Here is a 23622-nt window from a genome sequence, read left to right as displayed (position 1 = left end):
TCCTCCTTGAAACGGCTTACAGGTGTGCGAGCTTCTCCAGCACGGGGGCGGCGGCGCGCAGCTTGGCCCACTCGTCCTCGTCGAGGCCCTCGACCAGGCCGGCCAGGAACGCGTTGCGCTTGCGGCGGCTCTCCTCGAGCATCGCCTCGGCCTGCTCGGTCTGGGTGACGACCTTCTGGCGCCGGTCCTCGGGGTGCGGCTCCAGCCGGACCAGCCCCTTGGCCTCGAGCAGCGCGACGATGCGGGTCATCGACGGCGGCTGGACGTGCTCCTTGCGGGCGAGCTCGCCCGGGGTGGCCGAGCCGCAGCGGGCGAGGGTGCCGAGCACCGACATCTCGGTGGGGCTCAGCGACTCGTCGACCCGCTGGTGCTTGAGCCGACGGGACAACCGCATCACGGCGGAGCGGAGGGCGTTCACGGCGGCAGCGTCGTCGCCATGGGTGAGGTCCGGCATGTTCCTTAGAGTAACTCATTACTCTCGCTAAGGACCACCACCGACACGCCCGAATGCCCGTGATACCCGCCACTGAAGCTTCGATCACTCATATGAGTGAGTCCGTGCCGGAAAGTGACGCACGGGGTGGCCCGGTGTGGCGACCCTCGTAGGCATGGGGACCACCGTGCTCAGCCTGCGGATAGACGGGGAGCTGCTCGAAAGGCTCCGGCACCACGCGGCGAAAAGAGGAATGAGCGTGCAGGACTATGTGGTCCGCACGCTCATCCGGGACGACTTCGACGAGCGGTTCCAGGCCGCCGTCGAGGAGACGGAGAGGTTCTACGGCGTCAATTGACGCCGTGGTGCGCCGGGGCTCAGGTAAGGCCCAGGGCCGGCATCAGGTAGTAGAAGGCGAAGACCGCCGAGACGACGTACATCGCGGCCGGGATCTCCCGGAACCGGCCGGCGGCCAGGCGCAGCACCGTGAAGGTGATGAAGCCCATGCCGATGCCGTTGGTGATCGAGTAGGTGAACGGCATCATCAGCATCGTCACGAACGCCGGGATCGCGATGGTGTAGTCCGCCCAGTCGATCTCCTTGATCGAGTTCGACAGGATCAGGAAGCCGACCGCGATCAGCGCCGGGGTCGCCGCCTGGGACGGGACCATCGTGGCGACCGGGGTGAGGAACAGCGCCACGGCGAACAGACCGCCCGTGACGACGTTCGCGAGGCCCGTGCGGGCGCCCTCGCCGACGCCGGCCGTGGACTCCACGAACGCGGTGGTGGCCGAGGAGGAGCTGGCGCCGCCCGCCGCGACCGCGAGGCCGTCGATGAAGAGGACCTTGTTGATGCCCGGCATGTAGCCCTCGGCGTCGGTCAGCTTGGCCTCGTCACTGACGCCCATGATCGTGCCCATCGCGTCGAAGAAGCACGACAGCAGGACCGTGAAGACGAAGAGGACGCCGGTCAGCACGCCGACCTTGGAGAAGCCGCCGAACAGGCTGACGTGGCCGACCAGGCCGAAGTCGGGGGTGGCGACCGGGTTGCCCGGCCATTTCGGGACGGTCAGGCCCCAGGACGGGATCGTGGTGACCGCGTTGAGGATCACCGCGAGGACGGTCATGCCGACGATCGAGATCAGGATGGCGCCCGGCACCTTGCGGACGATCAGCGCGAAGGTGAGCAGCACGCCGAGGATGAAGACCAGCACCGGCCAGCCGTGCAGATGGCCGCCGGTGCCGAGCTGGACCGGGACGGTGGTCTGGGCGGCGTCCGGCATCCGCGTGATGAAACCGGAGTCGACCAGGCCGATCAGCATGATGAACAGGCCGATGCCGATCGAGATCGCCTTGCGCAGCCCGAACGGCACGGCGTTCATCACGCGCTCGCGCAGCCCCGTGGCGACCAGCAGCATGACGACGAACCCGGCCAGGACGACCATGCCCATCGCGTCCGGCCAGGACATCCGGGGCGCCAGCTGGAGCGCGACGACCGAGTTCACGCCGAGGCCGGCGGCGAGCGCGATCGGGACGTTGCCGATGACGCCCATCAGCAGCGTGGTGAACGCGGCCGTCAGCGCGGTCGCCGTCACAAGCTGGCCGTTGTCCAGGTGGTGCCCGTACATGTCCTTCGCGCTGCCGAGGATGATCGGATTCAGCACGATGATGTACGCCATCGCAAAGAAGGTGGCGAAACCACCACGGATCTCGCGGGCGACGGAGCTGCCGCGCTCGGAGATCCTGAAGTAGCGGTCGAGGGGGCCCTGGGCGGGCGCACCGCCGGGAATTTCGGGGGTGGGGACCTTGGCGGGAGCCGAGGTGGACATGCGGGTCTCCATCACCAACGGGGTTCCCCCGAGCCCTGTTGGAGTTTCATACGAGCAGAAGTGGACACAGACAAACGGTTTCAGTATGAACGTATGAGTCCGAGAACGCTATCTCCGCGCGTAGAACGATCGGAAAGCGGTAGGCAAGCGGTCGCCTCGTAAGCTGTGCCCCATGGCCAAGTGGACCCCCAAGCACGAGGCGCCCGAGCCCCTGGAGGGCCCCGTGGTCGCCACCATCACCGGCGGCACGATCGTCTGGTTCGTCCTCTTCCTCGTCCAGCTGCCCTTCTACGGCTGGTTCGAGGACCACGGGCACCTGTGGTGGCTGTGGACCTGCCTGGCCGGGGGCGGGCTGGGGCTGATCGGCATCTGGTACGTCCGCAAGCGGGACGCGGCGATCAAGCGGGCGGCCGAGCCGGAGTCGACGTCGGCCCGATAGCCGCGGCGGCCGCGGGCGGAAAGGCCACGGACGGAAAGCGGGCGGGTGGGCGCATCCGCACGTACCGTCGATGACATGACCCACATAGACGCGGGCGCGGAGCTCGACCCCGTGCATCCCGTCGCCCTCCCGATGACCAGGTCGGCAGGGCTGACCGGTGCCGAGGTCGCGGAACGCGTCACCCGCGGATCGGTCAACGACGTACCGGTGCGCAGCAGCCGCTCGCTGGGCGAGATCGTCCGGGCGAACGTCTTCACCCGGTTCAACGCGATCATCGGCGTGCTCTGGCTGATCACGCTGTTCGTGGCGCCGATCCAGGACAGCCTGTTCGGCTTCGTGATCCTCGCCAACACCGGCATCGGCATCGTCCAGGAGTGGCGGGCCAAGCAGACCCTCGACTCGCTCGCGGTCGTCGGAGAGGCCCGGCCGACGGTACGCAGGGACGGGACGGCCGTCGAGGTCGCCACCCATGAGATCGTCCTCGACGACCTGCTGGAGATCGGACCCGGGGACAAGGTCGTGGTGGACGGGGTCTGCGTCGAGGCCGACGGGCTGGAGATCGACGAGTCGCTGCTCACCGGCGAGGCCGACCCCGTCGTCAAACGCCCCGGCGACGCGGTCATGTCCGGCAGCTTCGTCGTCGCGGGCGGCGGCGCCTTCCAGGCGACCAGGGTCGGCCGCGAGGCCTATGCCGCCCAGCTCGCCGACGAGGCCTCCCGCTTCACCCTGGTCCACTCCGAGCTGCGCACCGGCATCTCCACGATCCTCAAGTACGTCACCTGGATGATGGTCCCGGCGGCCGTCGGACTCGTCATCACCCAGCTCGTCGTCCAGAGCAACGACGTCAAGGACTCCATCGCCCGCACGGTCGGCGGCATCGTCCCGATGGTCCCCGAGGGGCTGGTCCTGCTCACCTCGGTCGCGTTCGCCATCGGGGTCATCCGGCTCGGCCGCAAGCAGTGCCTGGTGCAGGAGCTGCCGGCGATCGAGGGGCTGGCCCGCGTCGACACCGTCTGCCTGGACAAGACCGGCACGCTCACCGAGGGGGGCATGGACGTCACCGAGCTACGGCCGCTCGGCGGGGCCGACGAGGATCACGTGCGCAAGGTGCTCGGCGCCCTCGGCGAGTCCGACCCGCGCCCCAACGCCTCCCTGAAGGCGATCATCGACGCCTACCCGGACAGCGAGGACTGGCGCTGCGTGGAGTCGCTGCCCTTCTCCTCGGCCCGCAAGTACAGCGGGGCCGCGTTCAGCGAGGCGGACGGCGAGATCAGCACGTGGCTGCTGGGCGCTCCCGATGTCCTCCTCGCCGACGGCGACCCGGCCCTGGCCGAAACCGAGCGCCTCAACGAGCAGGGTCTGCGGGTGCTGCTGCTGACCCGGGCGAGCCGCGATCTGGACGACGCCGAGCCGGCCCTCGGGGCCCGCCCCACCGCCCTCGTCGTCCTGGAGCAGCGGCTGCGCCCGGACGCCGCCGACACCCTGCGCTACTTCGCGGACCAGAACGTCCGCGCCAAGGTCATCTCCGGCGACAACGCGGTCTCGGTCGGCGCGGTCGCCGCCAAGCTGGGCCTGGAGGGGCAGACGCTGGACGCGCGGCACCTGCCCGGCGACCGGGCGGGGATGGCGCGGGCGCTGGACCGGGGGACGGTCTTCGGGCGGGTCACCCCGCGGCAGAAGCGGGACATGGTCGGGGCGCTGCAGTCGCACGGGCACATGGTCGCGATGACCGGCGACGGCGTGAACGACGTGCTCGCCCTGAAGGACGCCGACATCGGGGTCGCCATGGGCTCCGGCTCGGAGGCGACGCGGGCGGTGGCGCAGATCGTGCTGCTGGACAACAGCTTCGCCGGTCTGCCGTCGGTGGTCGGCGAGGGCCGCCGGGTGATCGGCAACATCACGCGGGTCGCGACGCTCTTCCTGGTGAAGACCGTCTACTCGGTGCTGCTGGCCGTCCTGGTGGTGTGCGGGCAGGTGGAGTATCCGTTCCTGCCCCGGCATCTGACCCTGCTGTCCACCCTGACCATCGGCGTCCCGGCGTTCTTCCTGGCCCTGGCGCCCAACAGGGAGCGGGCGAAACCGCACTTCGTGCGCAGGGTCATGCGGTACTCGGTCCCGGGCGGCGTGGTGGCGGGGGTGGCGACCTTCGTGACGTACCTGATCGCCCGCGACTACTACACCGGGCCCGGCGAGCTGGACGCGGAGACCAGCGCGGCCACCCTGACCCTGTTCCTGGTCTCCATGTGGATCCTGGCGATCATCGCCCGCCCCTACACCTGGTGGCGCCTGGCCCTGGTGGCCGCGATGGCAGTGGCGTTCCTGCTGGTCCTGGCCGTCCCGGCGCTGCAGGGGTTCTTCGCGTTGAAGCTGGTGGGGGTCACGATGCCGTGGACCGCCGTCGGCATCGCGGCGGTGGCGGCGGCCGCCCTGGAATGGATCTGGAAGTGGGTCGACCGCCGCTTTCCCGACTAGGCGGGGCCTACTTCACGCCCACGTACACACCCGTCGCGCTGACCGCCGGGGTCGTCGACGTGCCGGCGAAGCTGTAGCGCCAGTAGCCGCTGTAGTTCGCGGTGGCCGTGGTCTTCAGGTTGCCGTAGGAGTCGGTGTTCACCGTCTTGACCGTGGTGTAGGTGCTGGTGCCCGCCTTGCGGAACTGGAGCTGGACCGGCTGGCCGGTGTAGCCGTGGTACTGGTGGTCCTCCCAGTTGGCCCGGGACAGCTTGCCCGACACCGTGAACGTCTTGCCCTTGTAGACGGACGTCGAGCTGACGGTGGTCGTCAGCTTGGAGTAGCGCTGGACCAGGGTGGTGCCCAGGCCGCTCTGGTCCTTGTAGCCGACCTTGCTCATGTCGGGGTTCTGCTGGTCCTGGCCGTTGAAGGCGACGGCCTCGGCGGCCACGCTCCAGCCGCCGGCCCAGGAGTTCAGCAGGCCGCCCTCGGAGGAGGAGTTGGCCGGGTAGATGTTGACGGAGCCCTTGCAGGTGGCCGTCGTCGCGGAGGTGGCGGTGCAGGTCGCCGGGTTGTCGCCGTACAGCTCGGGGGCGGTGTCGCTGTAGGTGCCGTGGTAGAGGAAGGCGTCCGTGTAGAAGTCGCTCGCGGTGATGTTCACGTCCGAGCCGTGCGTCAGCGTGTACGAGTACGAGACGCTGACCTCGTTGGTGGTGCCGACCTTGATCGCCTTGGCGATCGAGACGTTCGAGAAGCTCGCGTTCAGCGTGTACGGGGTGCCCGAGTCGGTGGTGGCCTGCGCGGCCGGGACTGCGAGGGCGGTGAGGGCCAGGGCGCCGGAGACGGCGGCCACGGTGGCACGTATGCGCATGTGCGTTTCCCCTGGAGGGAGAAGTGATCGTGGAGTCGGTCGACTCACGCGATCAGATCCGCGGGGGATGCCGCTGGTTGTACGGCCGTTGCCCCCGCGGACCGGATTTGTCCCGGGCTTACTGATCCATTACTTCACGTCGACGAAGTCACCCGTGGCGTTGACCGCCGGGGTGGTCGTGGTGCCCGCGAAGGAGAAGCGCCAGTAGCCGTCGTAGCCGGCGGTGGTGGTGGTCTTCAGGTTGCCGTACGAGTCCGTGTACACCGTCTTGACGGTGCTGTACGTGCTGGTGCCGTACTTGCGGAACTGCAGCTTGACCGGCTGCTTGGTGTAGCCGTGGTACTGGTGGTCCTCCCAGTTGGCCCGGGAGAGCTTGCCGGTGACCGTGAGGGTCTTGCCCTTGGCGACCGGCTCGGGGCCCGCGTTGACCGTCAGCCTGGAGTAGCGCTGGACCTTGGTGGTGCCCAGGCCGCCCTGCACGGAGCTGTCCCCGGTGCTGTACTGCAGCGCCAGCGCGCCGGCGTTCCAGGTGCCCGCGTCGGAGTTGAGCAGCTCGTCGTCGGCGGGGTAGATGTCGATCAGGCCCGTGCAGTTGGCGGTCGTCGACGAGGTGGCGGTGCACTTGGCCGGGGCGTCGCCGAACAGGACGTTGCTCGCGGTGCGGGGCGAGGAACCCTTGTAGAGGAAGGGGCCGGTGGCGAAGTCGTCCGACGAGACGTCGTAGTTCGCGCCGTGGGTCAGCTTGTAGGAGACCGTGGCGGAGACGTGGTTGGTCGTACCGACCTTGATCGCCGAGCCGATCTTGAGGTTCGAGAAGGTCACACCGAGGTCCGCGCCCTCGGCCGTGCTGAACGCGGACACGCCGGAGGCGTGGAGCGCCTTCGCGGCCGCCGTCTGGTACGACGGGGCCGAGCCGGCGGCCTGGGCGGCCGGCACGACGAAGGCGGAGAGGGCCAGGGCGCCGGAGACGGCGGCCACGGTGGCACGAATACGCATGTGTTCCCCTGCGTGCAGAGTGATCGGTGAGTCTGGTGACTCGCTGGTCAGACCTGACACGCAGGGGAACGGTTGTACGGAAGTTGAATTTTTTAGCAAGAGGGTTGCGGAGGCGTGTGCCTCGCGCGGCCGAGCGGATCGCGGGGTCAGTCGAACCAGCGGTCCCTGGCCAGCTCCTCCGTCCGCGAGGGGTCCTCCAGCAGGGCCGCCACCTCGAAGCGCCGCGGCCACTGACCGGCCGCCCAGGCCAGCCCCGCCGCGACGCCCTCCAGTGTGGCCGCGTGCAGCACCCCGTCGTCGGTGAGCCGCCAGTCGATCTCCACGCCGTCCACGACCAGTTCCTCGTGCTCGACATAGGTCTCGGGCGTCCGCGGTCCGAGCAGCACCCGCACCGGGCCCGGCACCTCGTGCTCGGTTCCCTCGGAGTGCACCTCACCGGTGACGGACTCGCTCAGCCGCCGCACCTGGAACAGCTCCGCCAGCTCGGCGGACCGGGCCGGCCGGACGGGCAGCAGCGGCACCCCGGAGGTGAACGGGAGCAGGTCGGGCGAGTCGACCACGACCGCCTCGGCCGCGTCCACCACCTCCACCCGGCCGTCGACCACGGCCCGCAGCTCGTCCGGCAGGGTCACCTGCTCGGGGTCCAGCTCCGCCAACGCCCCGTACAGCCCGTGCAGTTGGGCCGAGGTGACCGGGCGCTCGGGGTCGGCGAGCCGGTCCAGCAGCTCGGCGGCGCCGCCCGGCTCGTCCAGCAGGGCCGCGACGGAGGTCCGTACGCCCAGGGCCCGCAGCACCTGCTCGTCCTCGAACCCGGTCGCGTCGGCCTCGTCGTACAGGCCGCCGAGCAGCGGGTCCCCGCCGGCGGCGAGGAGACCGGCGGGCCGGCGCCCGTCGAGCACGGGGTGTCCGCGCAGCCACCACGCGGTGTACGGCCGTACGACCTCGTGCGTGCCGTCGTGCAGCAGGATGCGGACGGGCTGGGTGAGGGCGTCCCGCAGCGGGGGCTGCGCGAGCAGGGCCAGGGCCTCCGGCCAGTGGTCGTCATCCACCAGGTCCAGATCGCGCACGGCGACCAGCTCGGTGGCGACCGGGGGCACCGGGCTGTCCGGGAAGCGGTCGAGGATGTCCTCGCACCACACGTCGACCGCGTCGAGCAGCCCGGCGTCGTCGGGCTCGGCGAAGTCGCCCTCCCGGGGTTCCAGTTCATCCGGGTCGAGGACCACGTCGGTGGCGCGGACCAGCGCGAAGTTCGCGAGCACGCCACAGGCGGTCAGCGGCTGCTCGCCCCACTTCTCGGCCAGGTCGTGGTCCACGGCGGCCAGTTCGCCCTCGCGGATCACGCGCGCGAACGGGCTGCCGGGGAGGACGAGTTCGCCCGCGGGGGCCGGTTCCCCGTCCTCGTCGGGCAGGGCGAGGGCGCCCAGCCAGGGCTCGTCGCCGGGCTCCAGGCCCGCGTCCCGGACCAACGCCAGGACGGTGTCGGCCAGTTCCTCGGCGTCCGGCGCGTCCTCCTCCCAGCCGATCCCCTCGTCCTCCAGCGAGGCGGCCACGGCGGCCCGCACCTGCGGGGTGGTGAGCACCGCGCGCGGGGTGGCGGGCAGCGCGCCCAGCTTCTCCAGCAGCGGGTGCGCGGCATCCTCGTGGGCCACCTTCAGCCCGAGCCGGCCGAGGACGTCCGCGTCGATCCGGGCGGCGTCCGGGGTGGGGAGGAGCACCTGCCGGGGGCCGATGGTGGTGCGCCCGTCGGCGAGCGGCACCGGAAGCCCGGACAGCCGGTCCGGGTCCACCCCGGCCAGACTGTCGTAGAGCCGCCACCACCAGCCGGGGTCCTTCTCCAGACCGGCGAGCCGGTCGATGGCGTCGGCGAGCCGCAGCCGGGCGACGCCGAGGGTGCGCAGCTCGACGCGCCGCTCCAGACCGGCGGGCAGCAGCGTGGGCAGCACCTCGGCGAGCACCCGTACGGTGTCCGCCCCGGCGCCCTCCACGACCTCGGCGTCCCGGGGCCGCAGGGCCTCGGGGAGGTCGGTGTCGTGGTCCACGGGCTGCACGGCGGGCGGCAGGAAGGCCGTCCGGGGCAGCCGCTCCAGCACGGCCTGCCGCAGCGCGCCGTCCAGCTCGCCCTTGCCGAGCGGTCCCGGGACGAGGTCGATGACGCCGTCCGTCACCGGCCGCCAGTCGGCGAGCAGTTCGGCGTAGAGGTCGGCGGCGCGCTGCACCAGGAAGTCGGTGAGCGGGCCGGGGGCCGTGTGCCGCCGGGTGGTGTCGAGGGGGAAGGAGGCGATGAGGAGGGCGGGCACGCCGAGGGGTTCGTCGCTCGGAGTGGGGGCGTGCACGACGGGCGTGGTCCGGGGCCGGACGGGCCGCCCCCGGCCGTCCTCCGGTACGGCCCAGGTCACCGACCAGTGGGGCCGCAGCCGCTCCTCCACCGGCCGGTCGGCCAGCAGGTCCGGGGTGAGTGGCCCATGGGCGGAGGCGGTACGCCACCGCGTGGTCCCCTCCCGCGAGTCCTCCACGACGACGACGGCGCCCTCGCTGCGGCGCCGCAGCGTGCGCGGCTGTTCGCCGTTGACCTCGATCACCACCTCCGCCAGGCCCGGCAGGGCGAGGAGCAGCGCGTCGTCGACGGCGTTCAGCAGCCGCTCGGCGAGATCGGCGGCGGCCGCGTCCCTGAGGGGCAGGATGACGGCGGTGTCGTACGGGTCCGGGGCGGTGCCCTCGGCGGCGAGCGGCAGCCGGAGCAGCGGCACATGCCCGTCCCGGCGCCGGACCTCGTCCCCGAGGCCCGGGCTGTGCCGGGCGATCTCACCGGCCAGCTCCCGCGCCTCGCCGAGTGACCACCGCACGCCACCGTGCCGGCCCACGATCGCGGGTTCGTCGGTCACCGCGAGGACGGCGGCGAACCCCACCCCGAACCGCCCGACGGCCCCCTGGGTGGTCTCGGCGTCCCGCTTGGCGGAGGCGCGCAGCGTGGACAGCGACTCGACTCCGGCCGCGTCCAGCGGGGCACCGGTGTTGGCGGCGACGAGGACCCCGCCGTGGAGGGTGAGCCACAGTCGGCCGGGTGTCCCGGCCCGCGCGGCGGCGTCGGCGGCGTTCTGGGCCAGCTCGACCACGAGCCGGTCCCGGTAGCCGCCGAGGACCAGGTCCTCCTCGGCGTTGGCGTCCTCCCGGAACCGGGCGGGGCTGGTGGCCCAGGCGTCGAGGACACCACGGCGCAGCCGGGCCGTCCCGAAGGGATCGGCACCCTCGGCCGCCGGCCGCACGTACTTGCTGCTCACGTTCCCTCTCCTCGTCGACGACGACTGAAGGTACCGCGCCGTGGGAGGACCGCAACTTCGACAGGTGGGCGGCGGTGGAGCGACCGCGGGTCGGTCGGGTGAACGGCGAGGAAGGAGACGCAGCCGCAGAGACGTATCGGCCGGGGGACGTACGGGGGTTCGTTCGTGTGACGGGGAACCGGGCGGCCGGGCGACGGACCCCGGTCAGCCGCCGAGGACGGGCAGGGAGACGCCGCAGCGGACGGGTTCCGCGTGGGCGGGATCGAGGGCGTTGCGGACGAGTTGGGCGGCGTTGGCGTCGTAGGCGATCGAGAGGTGCTCGGAGGCGTCCTCGCGGCAGATGTCCTGGATCGTGATGTTCTTGACGGTCGCGCCCGGTCCCGCGGTCAGGAACTGGCGGGTGTAGGGGGTGACGACCTCGTCCAGTCCGGTGGCGATGACGGTGTAGGCGACCCCTGGCCGGGTGTCGCCGTCCCGGTCCAGTGTCGTGTTCACCTCGGAGCCGACCATCTGGTCCGAGTACGCCTGTCCGGCGAGGAGGGACACGGCCGGGTCGAGGCCCAGCTTCGTGGTCAGGGTGCCGAGGCCGGAGCCGGTCGTGCCGTGGTTGGACGGCGCCAGGCCGATGAGGCTGTGCACCTTGTTCCGTTCCGGATGCCCGGGATCCGTGCCGCCGTCGAAGCGCAGATACCAGCGGGGCGTCAGGCCGCCGCCCTGGGAGTGCCCGACGAGGTCGACCTGGTGGGCACCGGTGGCCTTCAGCACGCGGTCGACGTAGTCCGCGATCTGCCGAGCCGAGTCCGGGACGTGCGCGGTGGCCTTGACCGGGTTGCCGGGCGCCCCGCCGTACTCGGCGGCGAAGACGCAGTAGCCCAGCCACTTGAGGTACGGGGACATCAGTCCCCAGTCGTCGTAGGCGTTCGCCCAGGTCCCGTGCAGCAGGACGACCGGGCGCGGATGCTCACGCGTGGGCCTGCAGCTCCAGTCGTCGGCGCCGGGCGGCGGCGCGTCCGGGTGGACGAGCCCGCCGAGCCCCGCCAGGGGGACGGAGAGGATGTTCCCCTTCGGTGCCGGGGGCGCGGGATCGCCCGCCGCGGCCGCCGCGCCCTGCCCCGCGCCGAGTGCCAGGGCGAGCCCCGCACAGACGGCGGCCCACCTGCCGCACCGCCGGTTCCCGGGCCGTCGGTTCGACCGCCTTCGGGAAACCCACCGATCCGCCATCGGGCCACTCCTCGCCTCGCGGCCGGCCGAATGCCGACCCGGCGATGGTCAAGGAGCGGGGTTCCCGCGGGGTTCCACGACGGGGCGCGGCACCCCTTATGGAGCAGCGGGTTTCATCCGGTCGGCGGCGGGCCGCAGCCGTCTCGCGCGGTTGCCCGGCGGAGAACAACTTGGCTGCGCCGGGCTCCCGTTGGAGCACGGCCGCAGGGCCCTCAGGAGTGGCCCAGTTCCGCCGTCTCCTCGTCGCCGGTCTCCGGGACCGAGCCCGAGTCGCGGGCGGGGCGGAGGGGGAAGGGGTCCACCCGGGTCTCGTCGATGACCGGCGGGGCCGGCTGCGGGGGCTTGGGCATGACCGCCGCCTCCGAGTGGCCGCCGCAGCCGTAGGAGAGGGAGACCACACGGCCGTCGGCCGGGGAGAACTCGTTGGCGCAGACACCGAAGGCCTGGCCGAGCGAGCCGCCGATGGGGGTCAGGAAGCCGCAGCTCATACAGGTGGCCGGGGCCGCCTGGGCCATCGCGGTCTTCGGGCCGTACGACTCCTCCCAGCGGTCCGCGGCGACGTGCAGGCCGTAGCGGGACAGGACGCGGGCGCGGCGCATGCCCAGTTCCTCCGCCACCGAGGCGATCGAGCCACGGGAGGGCGCCGTGGGCTGGACGGCAGGGGCTCCCGGGGTGACGTCGGCGTCCTCCGCCTCCGCCAGCTCCGCCATCTCCTGCGAGACCACCGAGTTCGGCGGCGGCTCCTCCTCGCCGGTGTAGCCGGGCTCCAGGCGCAGGTCGTCCTGGTCGGTGGGGAGCAGGTCGCCGGGGCCGAGGTCGCCGGGGCGCAGCCGCTCGCTCCAGGGAACCCACTCGGGGGCGAGCAGGGCGTCGGGGCCGGGGAGGAGGACCACCTCGTCGAGCGTGACGATCTTGGCGCGGGAGGCGCGGGCCACGGTCGCCGCCCAGCGCCAGCCGCGGTAGCCCAGCTCCTTGCACTCGAAGAAGTGCGTGACAACGCGGTCGCCCTCGGAGACGAGACCGACGTGTTCTCCGACCACACCGGGGGCGGCGGCCTCCTCGGCGGCGGCGCGGGCGAGGTCGACCGCCTCGGCGCACAGGCGGTCGGGGGTGCGGCTTCGCGTTGTCGCTGCGCTCACAGGTATCGCTTCTCTCCTACGCCGTCTCGTCGAGTGCGGCTGCCTGACGGCGGGGCTGCCGACGGAGCGGACCGGAGGACCGCATCGACGTCTGCATCCGCGCGCTGGGCGCACCTCTGCCATCCATTCTGCGTTATGGCTGAGACACGCACGCTACACCGAACGAGATTCCTCGCCGCCACGCGGCTTTCTTTCGCGGCCGCCCGCCCGTCTCTTCCCGCCCGCCGGCCGGTCTCTTCCGTGCCGTACCGCACTATCCGCCCGCTTCTCGGGGCACTATGAAGCACGTGGCGACCGCGGACAGGCGTGGTGTTCGGGGTGGCGGTGCGAGCCGGGTCGGTGGCGCCGTCCGTTCCGTCGGGCGTGCCCTGAACCTCCCGGTCACCGGTGCCGCACGCGGGATCCGCAAGGCCACGCACGCGCACGGGGCGGGCGAGTCGGGGCTCGGCAAGCTGATCGAGCTGCACGCCGTCAACGGCGCAGGTGACGTGATGATCACCGTGGCGCTCGCCTCCACGGTGTTCTTCTCCGTGCCGACCGACGAGGCCCGTGGGCGGGTCGCGCTCTACCTCGCCATCACGATGGCGCCGTTCACCGTCCTCGCCCCGGTCATCGGCCCGCTCCTCGACCGGCTGCCGCACGGCCGGCGCGCCGCGATGGCCGGGGCCATGCTGGCCCGCGCCCTGCTCGCGCTGGTCATCTCGGGCGCCGTGGCGAGCGGCAGCCTGGAGCTGTATCCCGCCGCGCTGGGGGTGCTGGTCGCGTCCAAGGCGTACGGGGTGGTGCGCAGTGCGGTCGTACCGCGGCTGCTGCCGCCCCGGTTCTCGCTGGTGAAGGCCAACTCGCGGGTCACCCTTGCGGGGCTGCTGGCCACCGGTGTGGCCGCGCCGGTCGCGGCGGGGCTGCACAGGGTCGGCGATCCCTGGCCGCTGTACGGCGCCTTCGTGATCTTCGTGGCGGGAACGTTCCTGTCGTTCTCCCTGCCGCCCAAGGTGGACTCGGCCAAGGGCGAGGACGTGGCGCTGCTCGCGGCCGACGAGCAGCATCTGCACGGGCCGCAGCGCCGGAAGGCGCAGGTGCGGCGGCCGGGGCTGCGGACCGTGGGCCCCGCCGTCACGCACGCGCTCGGCGCCAACGCCGCCCTGCGCTGCCTGTCCGGCTTCCTGATCTTCTTCCTCGCCTTCCTGCTGCGCGAGCACCCGCTGACCGGCGAGAGCGCGGCGGTCTCGCTCGGGATCGTCGGGGTCGCCGCCGGGGCGGGCAACGCGCTGGGTACGGCCGTCGGCGCCTGGCTGCGCTCGCGCGCGCCGGAGATCATCATCGTGACCGTCGTCGCGGTGGTGCTGGGGACGGCGATCGTGGCCGCCCTGTTCTTCGGGGCGTTCCTGGTGGCCTGCCTCGCGGCCGTCGCCGGGTTCGGCCAGGCGCTGGCCAAGCTGGCCCTGGACGCGTTGATCCAGCGGGACGTGCCGGAGCTGGTGCGCACCTCGGCGTTCGCCCGCTCGGAGACGCTGCTGCAGATGGCGTGGGTGTTCGGCGGGGCCGTCGGCATCGTGCTGCCGCTCAACGGCACCGTCGGCCTGCTGATCGGCGCGGCGTTCGTGGCGGTCGGCTGGCTGGCCACGCTCAAGGGCCTGCTCGCCTCGGCCCGCCACGGCGGCCGCCCGGGGCCCCGGGTGGCCTGACGTGCCCGCCCCGGCCCACGGGGACCGACCATGCCCGATCTGCTCCGGCATAACGAAGCGGACACGGTTTGCCGGCCCTGGGGCACGGCTGGCGTAACGAAGCGGGCACGCCGCACCCCGCGTGGGCGGACGCCTCGGAGCGCCCGATAGCCTTCGGCCATGACCACGCTGCAATCCGCTGTGCGACGCCGCCGCGCCGTCGCCGCCGCCGGCGCCGTTTCCGCCGGACTGCTCCTTCTCTCGGCCTGTGAGAAGCCGACGCCCGTCGCGACGGTCACCGTCGGCGACAGCTCGGTCAACTCCGAGGCCATGTGCTACAACGACGGCAACGCGCTGGACGCCAAGTCGCTGGCGACGTGCGTGAAGAACGTCGGCAACGCCAAGTCGATCAAGGTGGACCAGGACGAGACGGTCCGCTTCGGCGTCGACCCGAAGATCGCCGACGCCGGCTGGGTCCTGCTGGTGAACGGCCAGCAGTTCACCGACGTCAGCAAGAAGACCTACCGCACCATCCCGGGCAGCGCGTTCTTCAACCAGCAGTACGGCACCCAGGGCGACACCAACACGGTCACGATCCGGATGGGCTCGAAGGCCAACCAGGGCATGTGGTCGTTCAAGCTGAAGAAGGCCGCCTGATCACGGCTGCCGTGCGCGTCCTCGTGGCCACCGCGGTCCCCGTCGAGCGGGACGCGGTGGCACGGGCGTTTCCCCCGGCCGTGACCGAGGTACGGCTCCCCGGCGCGCTCCTGTGCCGTACCGCGACCGGCTGTGACCTGCTGGCCGCCGGGGTCGGTCCGGCCCTGGCCGCCGCCTCCGCCGCCGGCGCGCTGACCGCCGCCGCCCTCGAGGGCAGCCCGTACGACCTGGTGGTCTGCGCCGGGATCGGCGGTGGTTTCCAGCCCGGGGCACCCGTCGGCTCGCTCGTCGTCGCCGACGCGATCACCGTCGCCGACCTGGGCGCCGAGACCGCCGACGGCTTCCTGCCGGTCACCGAGCTGGGCTTCGGGACCGTCACCCACCGGCCGCCCGGGCCGGTCGTACGCGCCGCCGCCGAGGCGACCGGTGCCCGCACCGGCACGATCCTCACCGTCTCCACCGTCACCGGCACCGCCGCCCGCGCCGCCGCCCTGCGCGCCCGGCACCCGCGCGCCCTCGCCGAGGGCATGGAGGGCTTCGGGGTGGCGGAGGCCGCCGCCGCGCACGGGGTACCGGTGCTGGAGATCCGTGCGGTCTCCAACCCGGTCGGCCCGCGCGACCGGGCCGCCTGGCGCATCGGCGACGCCCTCGGCGCGCTCACCGAGGCCTTCGGGAAGCTCGCCCCCGTACTGGAGAGTTGGAACCCACATGACGAATGAGCCCTTGCGGATCGCGTACTCCCCCTGCCCCAACGACACCTTCGTCTTCGACGCCCTCGCCCACGGCCGCGTCCCGGACGCGCCCGCGCTGGACGTGACCTTCGCCGACATCGACATCACCAACGGCATGGCCGAGCGCGGCGAGTTCGACCTGCTGAAGGTGTCGTACGCCGTGCTGCCGTACGTCCTCGGCGAGTACGCGCTGCTGCCGTGCGGCGGCGCGCTGGGGCGGGGCTGCGGGCCGCTGGTGCTCACGCGGGAGCCCGGTACCGATCTGACGGGCCGTACGGTCGCGGTGCCGAGCGAGAAGTCGACGGCGTACCTGCTCTTCCGCCTGTGGGCGGCGGACACCCTGCCGGGCGGGGTCGGCGAGATCGTCGTCATGCCGTTCCACGAGATCATGCCGGCCGTGCGGGACGGCAAGGTGGACGCCGGTCTGGTCATCCACGAGGCCCGGTTCACCTACCAGAACTACGGGCTGCACAAGCTCGCCGACATGGGCGAGCACTGGGAGCGGACGACGGGACTGCCGATTCCGCTCGGCGCGATCATCGCCAAGCGCTCCCTGGGCACCGGAGCCCTGACCCGGCTCGCCGACGCCGTCCGCGCCTCCGTACGGGCCGCCTGGGACGACCCCGAGGCGTCCCGGCCGTACGTCATGGCACACGCCCAGGAGATGGACCCGGCCGTGGCGGACCAGCACATCGGCCTGTACGTCAACGAGTTCACCGCCGACCTCGGCGAGGCCGGCTACGCGGCGATCCGCGGCCTGCTCACACGTGCGGCGGCCGAAGGACTGCTGCCGGCACTCGGACCCGATGCGCTCGCGTTCCCCTGACACCGACAGCGAACACAGACAAAAGCACCGCGGCGATCCGCGGCCTGCTCACACGTGCGGCGGCCGAGGGGCTGGTGCCGCCCCTCGGCCGCGATGTGCTCGCGTTCCCCTGACGGGTCCTTTTCTCGGCTCGCTACACGTCCAGCTGGTCGGCGACCGCTCGCAGCAGGCCGGCGATCTTCTTGCCGGAGGCCTTGTCCGGGTACCGGCCCTTCTCGAGCATCGGCGTGATGTTCTCGAGAAGGGTCGTCAGGTCCTGCACGATGGAGGCCAGCTCGTCCGGCTTCTTGCGCTGGGCCGCGGCCACCGACGGCGTCGGCTCCAGCACGGTCACCGACAGCGCCTGGTCACCGCGCTGACCGGCGACGACGCCGAACTCCACGCGCTGTCCCGGCTTGAGCGCGTCGACTCCGGCGGGGAGAACCGAGGAATGGACGAAGACGTCACCGCCGTCGTCGCGGGAGAGAAAGCCGAAGCCCTTCTCGCTGTTGAACCATTTGACTCGCCCGGTCGGCACCGTCTGTCCTCGTCCTCGTGCTAGTTGGGGAAACTGCCACTGCTGCTAGCGCTTCTACTGCATCGAAAGTGCTCTTGATAGCACTAGAGCGGGTCGACCGTGACCCGCCGCTACCAAGCGTAATGGTCTCGGGGCGGGTGACAAGACGTCCCCCGGTTGTTCTCTCGCGCTGGGAACTACCCTGGTCCGGTGCGTGACAAAACCCAAACGAATTCCGCCGCGCCCGGTGACCGGCTGATCCGCGCCGGTGCGATCGTCTTCTTCATCGGGGCCGTGGCCACTCTGGTCACGATGGCCCCGCTCTTCCTCGGCGCAAAGCCTTTTCCGACGTACATGTTCGGACTGAGCATGCTCATGGCCGTCGGTTTCCTCGTGGCCGGCGCGGGCGTCCTGCGGTCGATCGCCGCCGGCCGCCGTCAGGCGCGCGGCGCCGCACGGTAGGCGGCCAGCCACGCCGGGAAGGCGGACAGGTCCGCGAGGACGACGTCCGCCCCGGCGGCGTGCAGTTCTCCGGCGGGGCAGGGTCCGGTCGCCACGGCGACCGACAGCGCTCCCGCCGTACGGGCCCCGCGCACGTCCCCGACGTGATCGCCGACGTACACACCGGCCCGGTACTCGCGCAGCGCCTGAGCCTTCTGCTCGGCCCACAGGTCGCCCACGACGACGTCCGGCTCGATGCCGAGGTGGCTCAGGTGCAGCTTGGCGTTGGGCTCGTACTTCGCCGTGACCACCATCGTCCGTCCACCGGCCGCCCGCACCGCGGCTATCGCCTCCCGGGCGCCCTCCATGGCGGGCGTCGCGGCAATGGCGATCGCCGGGTACATCTCCCGGTACAGGGTGGCCATCGCGGGCACCTGCTCCTCGGGGAACCAGTTGATCAGTTCCTCGACGAGGGGTGGGCCCAGCCGGGTCACCGCCAGGTCGGCATCGATGAACGTCCCGGTCCGCTCGGCCAGCGCCAGGTAGCAGGCGTGGATACCGGGCCGGGAGTCGATCAGGGTCATGTCGAGGTCGAATCCGACGGTGAATGTCATATGGGGCATTGTGTCAGTGGCGTGGGGGTGACCGGCGGGCTCACCTTCGCCTCTGTGACCGCCACACCAGGAACAGCGCCGAAGCCACCGCCGCCGCCCTGACCACCCACGGCCACGTCCCGGCGATCGCGTCGTTCATGTGCCCCTGCGCGATCGGGGCGCCCCAGCGGCCGTTGACCCTTCCCCACAGCCACACCAGCCCGCCGGCGACCGCCGTACCCGGCAGCACCATGACCGCCCACTTGGTCTCCGCGGGGGTCAGCCGCCGCGAGCCGTAGGCGATCACCCAGCCGAGGATCAGGGCGAACCAGTTCCCGAGCACCGCACCGGCGACCAGCGCGGCGGCCGCCAGCAGCAGGAGCGGGTTGGTCCAGCCGGCGGCGGGGCGGGGGACGAGGCGGCGGCGCGGCGCGGGCTCGGCCTCGGTGGTCTTCGTTTCCGGTTCGGCCGCGGGGTCGGCGGCCGGCTCCGCCTTCCGCTCCGTCGGCTTCGGCGGCCGCCTCAGCAGCTCCGGAATCTCCACACCGCCGACGAACCCCGGCACCGAGTCCGTCTCGGCGGCGGCACCGAAGGAACCGCCGCCCACCCGCCACCAGTCGGGCTGCACGGCGCTGTCCCCGAGTTCGTGCGCGCCGGCGAGATGCGGCGGGGAGGGGCCGTCGTCACGCGGGGTGGCGGCGTCGGTCGCGGCGGAGCGTGGGCGGGGGACGACCCGGCGCAGGCCCTTGCGCCGTTCCCCGTTCCGGTTCCTGTCCCGGTCCCCGTCCGCCGGCACCGGCTGTACGGGCACGGCGGCGGCCGGCGGCTGCGCGACCCGGCCGGTGCCGGACGCACCGGTCGTACTGCTCGTACCCGACACGCCGGACCTGCCGCCCGCGGCCTCGACGACCTCGTCCGGGGTGCCCAGCCGGTCCAGGATCCGGCGGACCGCGGCGGGACTGTCGACCGTCGCCCTGGCCCGGTGCCGGTCGATCTCGTTGCGCAGCTCCGACACGAGCCGCATCCGCGTGGCCGACGGCAGCTGCCGTTGCTGCGCGATGTCCCCGACACGGCTCAGGTACTCGTAGACGACCTGGTCGCTCTCGATCCCCAACGGAAAACCCCTCCGGGGTGACGGTGGCGATGAAACCCCGTGAGGACGGTACCGCTTCTTCTCGGTTGCCCGGGGCTGGTGTTGCCGCCCCTGGGGGCTCCGCCCGCCGACCCCGGCTACTGTGGGTCAGATGAGCCAAGCGGCCCACCCAGCCCCCCGTTCCCTCGCGGAAGCGCTCCGCGCGTGGGACGACGTCTCCCTGGCCGCGCTGCTGCGCAGCCGTCCCGACCTCATCACACCCGTCCCGACCGACCTGACCCAGCTGGCCACCCGCGCCGGCACCCGTGCCTCGGTGCTGCGCGCGCTGGAGCGGCTGGACCGGTTCGCGCTGCAGACGGCGGAGGCGCTGGCCGTGGCCCCGGACCCGGCGTCGTACGACACGCTGCTCGCGCTGATGGCCGGGGACGCCGGGGACGAGACGGTCGCCGCCGCGCTGCCGCTCGCCCTCGGCGGCCTGCGCGAACAGGCGCTGGTGTGGGGCGACGACGAGCGGCTGCGGCTGGTGCGGACCGCCCGTGAGCTGCTCGCACCCTCCCCGCAGCATCCCTCCCCGACCGGCCTCGGGCCCTCGGTGCAGGAGGCCACCTCGGGCATGTCGCCGGGCCGGATCCAGGAGATCGTGACGGCGGCCGGGCTGCCCTCGACTCACGACTCGGTCTCCGCCGTGACCGCGCTCACCGCACTGTTCAACGACCGCAAGAAGATGGCCAGGCTGCTGGCCGGGGCCCCGGAGGCCGCCCGCGAGGTGCTGGCACGGCTGGTGTGGGGGCCGCCGTACGGGCAGGTCACCCCGGACCCGGCGGCGCATCTGCGCTGGCTGCTCGACCGCGGCCTGCTGCTGCCGACCGCACCGGGCACGGTCGTCCTGCCGCGTGAGGTCGCCCTGCACCTGCGCGAGGGCCGCGCGCACCGCGCGCCCGAGCCGCTGCCGCCCGCGGTGGAACCGGCCGCGGCGCACGGTCCGCAGACGGTGGACGCGACGGCAGCCGGGCAGGCGTACACCGCGCTCGCCACGGTCGAGGAGCTGCTGAAGGACTGGGACGAGGGCGGCCCGGCCGTGCTGCGGGCCGGCGGCCTGAGCGTGCGTGACCTGAAGCGGACCGCCGTCGCGCTGGACGTGTCCGAGCCGGTCGCCGCGTTCTGGGTGGAGCTGGCGTACGCGGCCGGGCTGATCGCCTCCGACGGCGAGGCCAACGAACGGTACGCGGCCACGCCCGCCTACGACGAGTGGCTGGAGCGGCCCGCCGCCGAGCGCTGGTCCCGGCTCGCGGAGGCCTGGCTGGCGGCCACCCGGACGCCGGGGCTGGTCGGCGGGCGGGACGCCAAGGACCGTACGCTCGCCGCGCTGGGCCCGGGCCTGGACCGCTCGGCCGCGCCGGAGGTACGGCACCGGGTGCTGACGCTGCTGGCCGGGCTCCCGGCGGGCACGGCCCCCGACCCCGAGTCGCTGCTGGCCCGGCTGCGCTGGGAGCGGCCGCTGCGCGGGGCCCAGCAGCGGGACGGCGACGAGGACCTGCGCTCCCGGCTCGCCCGCTGGACCCTGTCCGAGGCGGAACTGCTGGGCATCACCGGGCGCGGCGCGCTGTCGGCGCACGGGCGGGCCCTGCTCGGCGCCGCGGGCACCCCGCCCGCCGCGTCCGGCTCGCCCGAGCCCACCGGCCCCGCCGAACCCGTCGGCCCCGGCGACAAGCTCCCCGTCCACCATCACCACCGGCCGTCCGCCGCCCCGGCCCCGCTCTCCGCCGCCGAGCAGGCCGTGGCGACGGCCGCCGCCGCCCGGCTCCTCGCGCCGCTCCTGCCCGAGCCGCTGGACCACGTCCTGCTCCAGGCCGACCTGACGGCGGTGGCGCCGGGGCCGCTCAAGCGCCCCCTCGCCGATCTGCTGGACGTGCTCGCGGACGTCGAGTCCAAGGGCGGCGCGACCGTGTACCGCTTCACCCCGGCCTCGGTGCGGCGGGCCCTGGACGCCGGCCGTGCCGCCGCCGACCTGCACGCCTTCCTCGCCGAGCACTCCCGCACCCCGGTACCGCAGCCGCTCGCGTATCTGATCGACGACGTGGCCCGCAAGCACGGCCACCTCCGGGTCGGCGCCGCCTCGGCGTACGTACGCTGCGACGACGACGCCGTGCTGAACGAGATCCTGGCCGACAAGCGCGCCGCCGCCCTGCGTCTGCGCCGGCTCGCCCCGACCGTGCTGGCCGCCCAGTCCGACCCGGCCACGCTGCTCGAGGGCCTGCGCGCCATGGGGTACGCGCCCGCCGCCGAGTCCGCCGAGGGCGATGTGCTGATCGCCCGCGCCCACGCCCGCCGCACCCCGCCGCGCACCGCCCCCGAGCCGGTCCCGGACGGCCCGCCACCGCCCGACGCCACGCTGCTCGCGGCGGCGATCCGGGCGATCCGGGCGGGTGACCTGGCCGCCACCACCCCCCGTAAGCCCACCGGTGCTGCGGCCCCGCTCGCGGCCGGTGAACTGCCCCGCACCTCCTCCGCCGAGACCCTGGCCACCATGCAGGCCGCCGTCCTGACCGGCGACTCCCTCTGGATCGGCTACGTCAACGCCGAGGGCACCGCCAGCCAGCGCGTCATCGCCCCGGTCAAGGTGGAGGGCGGCTTCGTCACGGCGTACGACCACACCGCGGACGAGGTGCGCACCTACCCGCTGCACCGGATCACCGGAGTGGCGGAGCTGGCGGAGGACTGACGGTGATCGCCGGTGTTTAGGGCACACTGGACGTTTGGCCGTTGTGGAAAGGGTGTGTGCCGCACGTGAACGGACCGCTGATCGTCCAGTCCGACAAGACCCTGCTCCTGGAAGTCGACCACGAGCGGGCCGACGACTGCCGGCGTGCCATCGCGCCGTTCGCCGAGCTGGAGCGGGCGCCGGAGCACATCCACACCTACCGGGTCACCCCGCTCGGGCTGTGGAACGCGCGCGCGGCCGGGCACGACGCCGAGCAGGTCGTGGACGCGCTGGTGCAGTACAGCCGGTATCCGGTGCCGCACGCGCTGCTGGTGGACATCGCCGAGACGATGGACCGCTACGGCCGCCTGTCCCTCAGCAAGCACCCCGCGCACGGACTCGTGCTGACCACCACCGACCGTCCGGTGCTGGAGGAGGTGCTGAAGTCCAAGCGGATCGCCCCGCTGGTCGGCGCCCGGATCGACCCGGACACGGTGGCCGTGCACCCCTCGGAGCGCGGGCAGATCAAGCAGGTGCTGCTGAAGCTGGGCTGGCCGGCCGAGGACCTCGCCGGGTACGTCGACGGTGAGGCGCACCCGATCGAGCTGCTGGAGGACGGCTGGGCGCTCAGGCCGTACCAGAAGCAGGCCGTGGAGAACTTCTGGCACGGCGGCAGCGGTGTGGTCGTGCTCCCCTGTGGTGCGGGGAAGACGCTGGTCGGCGCCGGGTCGATGGCCCAGGCCAAGTCCACGACCCTGATCCTGGTCACCAACACCGTCTCGGCCCGGCAGTGGAAGCACGAGCTGGTGAAGCGGACCTCGCTGACCGAGGACGAGATCGGCGAGTACAGCGGGACGAAGAAGGAGATCCGCCCGGTCACCATCGCGACCTACCAGGTGCTGACGACCAGGCGGAAGGGCGTCTACCCGCACCTGGAACTCTTCGACTCCCGGGACTGGGGTCTGATCGTCTACGACGAGGTGCATCTGCTGCCCGCGCCCGTCTTCAAGTTCACGGCGGATCTCCAGGCCCGGCGCCGCCTGGGTCTCACGGCCACCCTGGTCCGCGAGGACGGCCGCGAGTCGGACGTGTTCTCGCTCATCGGGCCGAAGCGGTTCGACGCGCCGTGGAAGGAGATCGAGGCCCAGGGCTATATCGCCCCGGCGGACTGTGTCGAGGTCCGGGTGAACCTCACCGACTCCGAGCGGCTGGCGTACGCGACGGCCGAGACGGAGGAGAAGTACCGCTACTGTGCGACGACGGACACCAAGCGGAGGGTGACGGAGGCGATCGTCCGCCGTTTCGCCGGCCAGCAGATCCTGGTGATCGGCCAGTACATCGACCAACTCGACGAACTGGGCGAGCACTTGAACGCCCCGGTCATCAAGGGCGAGACCTCCAACGCCCAGCGCGAGAAGCTCTTCGACGCCTTCCGGGAGGGCGAGATCAGCGTGCTGGTGGTGTCGAAGGTCGCGAACTTCTCCATCGACCTGCCGGAGGCGACCGTCGCCATCCAGGTGTCCGGCACCTTCGGTTCCCGCCAGGAGGAGGCCCAGCGCCTCGGTCGCGTCCTGCGCCCCAAGGCCGACGGCCACCAGGCGCACTTCTACTCGGTCGTCGCCCGCGACACGATCGACCAGGACTTCGCCGCCCACCGCCAGCGCTTCCTGGCCGAACAGGGCTACGCCTACCGGATCATGGACGCCGACGAACTCCTGGCGGAGAGCTGAGCGGACGGCGAGGGGCTCGGGGCGGCGAGCAGG

General features: G+C 72.5%; 20 protein-coding genes. 10 read left to right on the top strand and 10 right to left on the bottom strand.

Annotation, left to right across the window (positions count from 1 at the left end):
- Positions 1–16: 16 nt before the first annotated feature.
- The gene (locus FB563_RS16415; protein WP_055708584.1) at positions 17–454 is read right to left on the bottom strand and encodes a MarR family winged helix-turn-helix transcriptional regulator; all 438 of its coding nucleotides are present in this window, start codon (positions 452–454) and stop codon (positions 17–19) included.
- A 154-nt stretch (positions 455–608) separates the two neighbouring features.
- Here FB563_RS16415 and FB563_RS16410 point away from each other — a divergent pair, with 154 nt between their 5' ends.
- Positions 609–791 (top strand): ribbon-helix-helix protein, CopG family, encoded by a 183-nt coding sequence (locus FB563_RS16410; RefSeq protein ID WP_055708598.1) that lies wholly within the window; start codon positions 609–611, stop codon positions 789–791.
- A 19-nt stretch (positions 792–810) separates the two neighbouring features.
- Here FB563_RS16410 and FB563_RS16405 read toward each other — a convergent pair whose 3' ends face one another.
- The gene (locus FB563_RS16405; protein WP_055708599.1) at positions 811–2262 is read right to left on the bottom strand and encodes an NCS2 family permease; all 1452 of its coding nucleotides are present in this window, start codon (positions 2260–2262) and stop codon (positions 811–813) included.
- A gap of 172 nt (positions 2263–2434) precedes the next feature.
- Between FB563_RS16405 and FB563_RS16400 the strand changes: the two genes are divergently transcribed.
- Together FB563_RS16400 and FB563_RS16395 are read left to right on the top strand one after the other, a co-directional pair.
- Complete coding sequence (locus FB563_RS16400; protein WP_055708585.1) at positions 2435–2701, top strand: DUF2530 domain-containing protein; 267 nt, start codon at positions 2435–2437, stop codon at positions 2699–2701.
- A 75-nt stretch (positions 2702–2776) separates the two neighbouring features.
- Entirely contained in the window at positions 2777–5173 is a 2397-nt protein-coding gene (locus tag FB563_RS16395) for an HAD-IC family P-type ATPase (protein ID WP_055708600.1), read from the top strand.
- Between the two features lie 7 nt (positions 5174–5180).
- Here FB563_RS16395 and FB563_RS16390 read toward each other — a convergent pair whose 3' ends face one another.
- The 5 genes from FB563_RS16390 to FB563_RS16370 form a co-directional block, all read right to left on the bottom strand.
- Positions 5181–6023 carry a hypothetical protein gene (locus tag FB563_RS16390; protein ID WP_055708586.1) on the bottom strand — a complete coding sequence of 281 codons (843 nt, stop codon included), beginning with the start codon at positions 6021–6023 and terminating at the stop codon, positions 5181–5183.
- A 129-nt stretch (positions 6024–6152) separates the two neighbouring features.
- Complete coding sequence (locus FB563_RS16385) at positions 6153–7019, bottom strand: hypothetical protein (protein ID WP_055708587.1); 867 nt, start codon at positions 7017–7019, stop codon at positions 6153–6155.
- A 146-nt stretch (positions 7020–7165) separates the two neighbouring features.
- Positions 7166–10297, bottom strand: a complete 3132-nt coding sequence (locus tag FB563_RS16380) for a sacsin N-terminal ATP-binding-like domain-containing protein (protein WP_055708588.1) — start codon at positions 10295–10297, stop codon at positions 7166–7168.
- 204 nt (positions 10298–10501) lie between these two features.
- The gene (locus tag FB563_RS16375; protein WP_055708589.1) at positions 10502–11518 is read right to left on the bottom strand and encodes an esterase/lipase family protein; all 1017 of its coding nucleotides are present in this window, start codon (positions 11516–11518) and stop codon (positions 10502–10504) included.
- A gap of 212 nt (positions 11519–11730) precedes the next feature.
- Complete coding sequence (locus tag FB563_RS16370; protein ID WP_055708590.1) at positions 11731–12657, bottom strand: DUF3027 domain-containing protein; 927 nt, start codon at positions 12655–12657, stop codon at positions 11731–11733.
- Between the two features lie 278 nt (positions 12658–12935).
- Here FB563_RS16370 and FB563_RS16365 point away from each other — a divergent pair, with 278 nt between their 5' ends.
- From FB563_RS16365 to FB563_RS16350, 4 genes are all read left to right on the top strand, one after another.
- Positions 12936–14342 (top strand): MFS transporter, encoded by a 1407-nt coding sequence (locus tag FB563_RS16365; RefSeq protein WP_055708591.1) that lies wholly within the window; start codon positions 12936–12938, stop codon positions 14340–14342.
- 159 nt (positions 14343–14501) lie between these two features.
- Positions 14502–14978, top strand: a complete 477-nt coding sequence (locus FB563_RS16360; protein WP_055708592.1) for a hypothetical protein — start codon at positions 14502–14504, stop codon at positions 14976–14978.
- Positions 14979–14989: 11 nt separating this feature from the next.
- Positions 14990–15697: a futalosine hydrolase gene (locus FB563_RS16355; RefSeq protein WP_079048971.1), complete on the top strand. Its 708-nt coding sequence runs from the start codon at positions 14990–14992 to the stop codon at positions 15695–15697.
- The gene (locus FB563_RS16350; RefSeq protein WP_055708593.1) at positions 15687–16535 is read left to right on the top strand and encodes a 1,4-dihydroxy-6-naphtoate synthase; all 849 of its coding nucleotides are present in this window, start codon (positions 15687–15689) and stop codon (positions 16533–16535) included. The genes FB563_RS16355 and FB563_RS16350 overlap by 11 nt, the downstream gene beginning before the upstream one ends.
- Positions 16536–16668: 133 nt before the next feature.
- On the opposite strand, the gene FB563_RS44915 is transcribed toward FB563_RS16350, so the two are convergent.
- A complete protein-coding gene (locus FB563_RS44915) occupies positions 16669–17052 on the bottom strand; it encodes a cold-shock protein (protein WP_055708594.1) in 384 nt (127 codons plus the stop codon).
- A 189-nt stretch (positions 17053–17241) separates the two neighbouring features.
- On the opposite strand from FB563_RS44915, the gene FB563_RS16340 reads away from it, so the two are divergent.
- Positions 17242–17493: a hypothetical protein gene (locus tag FB563_RS16340; RefSeq protein ID WP_055708595.1), complete on the top strand. Its 252-nt coding sequence runs from the start codon at positions 17242–17244 to the stop codon at positions 17491–17493.
- Here FB563_RS16340 and FB563_RS16335 read toward each other — a convergent pair.
- Positions 17469–18086 (bottom strand): HAD family hydrolase, encoded by a 618-nt coding sequence (locus FB563_RS16335; protein WP_199832937.1) that lies wholly within the window; start codon positions 18084–18086, stop codon positions 17469–17471. The two genes, FB563_RS16340 and FB563_RS16335, sit on opposite strands and share 25 nt — an antisense overlap.
- 40 nt (positions 18087–18126) lie before the next feature.
- Positions 18127–19179 carry a hypothetical protein gene (locus FB563_RS16330; RefSeq protein WP_142218739.1) on the bottom strand — a complete coding sequence of 351 codons (1053 nt, stop codon included), beginning with the start codon at positions 19177–19179 and terminating at the stop codon, positions 18127–18129.
- Between the two features lie 130 nt (positions 19180–19309).
- Here FB563_RS16330 and FB563_RS16325 point away from each other — a divergent pair, with 130 nt between their 5' ends.
- Positions 19310–21880 (top strand): helicase-associated domain-containing protein, encoded by a 2571-nt coding sequence (locus tag FB563_RS16325; protein WP_055709972.1) that lies wholly within the window; start codon positions 19310–19312, stop codon positions 21878–21880.
- Between the two features lie 65 nt (positions 21881–21945).
- Positions 21946–23589 (top strand): DNA repair helicase XPB, encoded by a 1644-nt coding sequence (locus FB563_RS16320; RefSeq protein WP_055709975.1) that lies wholly within the window; start codon positions 21946–21948, stop codon positions 23587–23589.
- The last annotated feature ends 33 nt before the right edge of the window (positions 23590–23622 follow it).

Source organism: Streptomyces puniciscabiei (genome assembly GCF_006715785.1).
In the GTDB taxonomy this organism is placed as follows: Bacteria; Actinomycetota; Actinomycetes; order Streptomycetales; family Streptomycetaceae; genus Streptomyces; species Streptomyces puniciscabiei.
Note: the sequence above shows the minus strand (reverse complement) of the source record. Positions and strands in the feature narration are given on the sequence as shown.

Bases quoted from the DNA above. Each gene is read 5' to 3' on its own strand.
- FB563_RS16415 (WP_055708584.1), bottom strand. From the start codon at position 454: ATGCCGGACCTCACCCATGGCGACGACGCTGCCGCCGTGAACGCCCTC.
- FB563_RS16410 (WP_055708598.1), top strand. From the start codon at position 609: ATGGGGACCACCGTGCTCAGCCTGCGGATAGACGGGGAGCTGCTCGAA.
- FB563_RS16405 (WP_055708599.1), bottom strand. From the start codon at position 2,262: ATGTCCACCTCGGCTCCCGCCAAGGTCCCCACCCCCGAAATTCCCGGC.
- FB563_RS16400 (WP_055708585.1), top strand. From the start codon at position 2,435: ATGGCCAAGTGGACCCCCAAGCACGAGGCGCCCGAGCCCCTGGAGGGC.
- FB563_RS16395 (WP_055708600.1), top strand. From the start codon at position 2,777: ATGACCCACATAGACGCGGGCGCGGAGCTCGACCCCGTGCATCCCGTC.
- FB563_RS16390 (WP_055708586.1), bottom strand. From the start codon at position 6,023: ATGCGCATACGTGCCACCGTGGCCGCCGTCTCCGGCGCCCTGGCCCTC.
- FB563_RS16385 (WP_055708587.1), bottom strand. From the start codon at position 7,019: ATGCGTATTCGTGCCACCGTGGCCGCCGTCTCCGGCGCCCTGGCCCTC.
- FB563_RS16375 (WP_055708589.1), bottom strand. From the start codon at position 11,518: ATGGCGGATCGGTGGGTTTCCCGAAGGCGGTCGAACCGACGGCCCGGG.
- FB563_RS16365 (WP_055708591.1), top strand. From the start codon at position 12,936: ATGAAGCACGTGGCGACCGCGGACAGGCGTGGTGTTCGGGGTGGCGGT.
- FB563_RS16360 (WP_055708592.1), top strand. From the start codon at position 14,502: ATGACCACGCTGCAATCCGCTGTGCGACGCCGCCGCGCCGTCGCCGCC.
- FB563_RS16350 (WP_055708593.1), top strand. From the start codon at position 15,687: ATGACGAATGAGCCCTTGCGGATCGCGTACTCCCCCTGCCCCAACGAC.
- FB563_RS16335 (WP_199832937.1), bottom strand. From the start codon at position 18,086: ATGACATTCACCGTCGGATTCGACCTCGACATGACCCTGATCGACTCC.
- FB563_RS16325 (WP_055709972.1), top strand. From the start codon at position 19,310: ATGAGCCAAGCGGCCCACCCAGCCCCCCGTTCCCTCGCGGAAGCGCTC.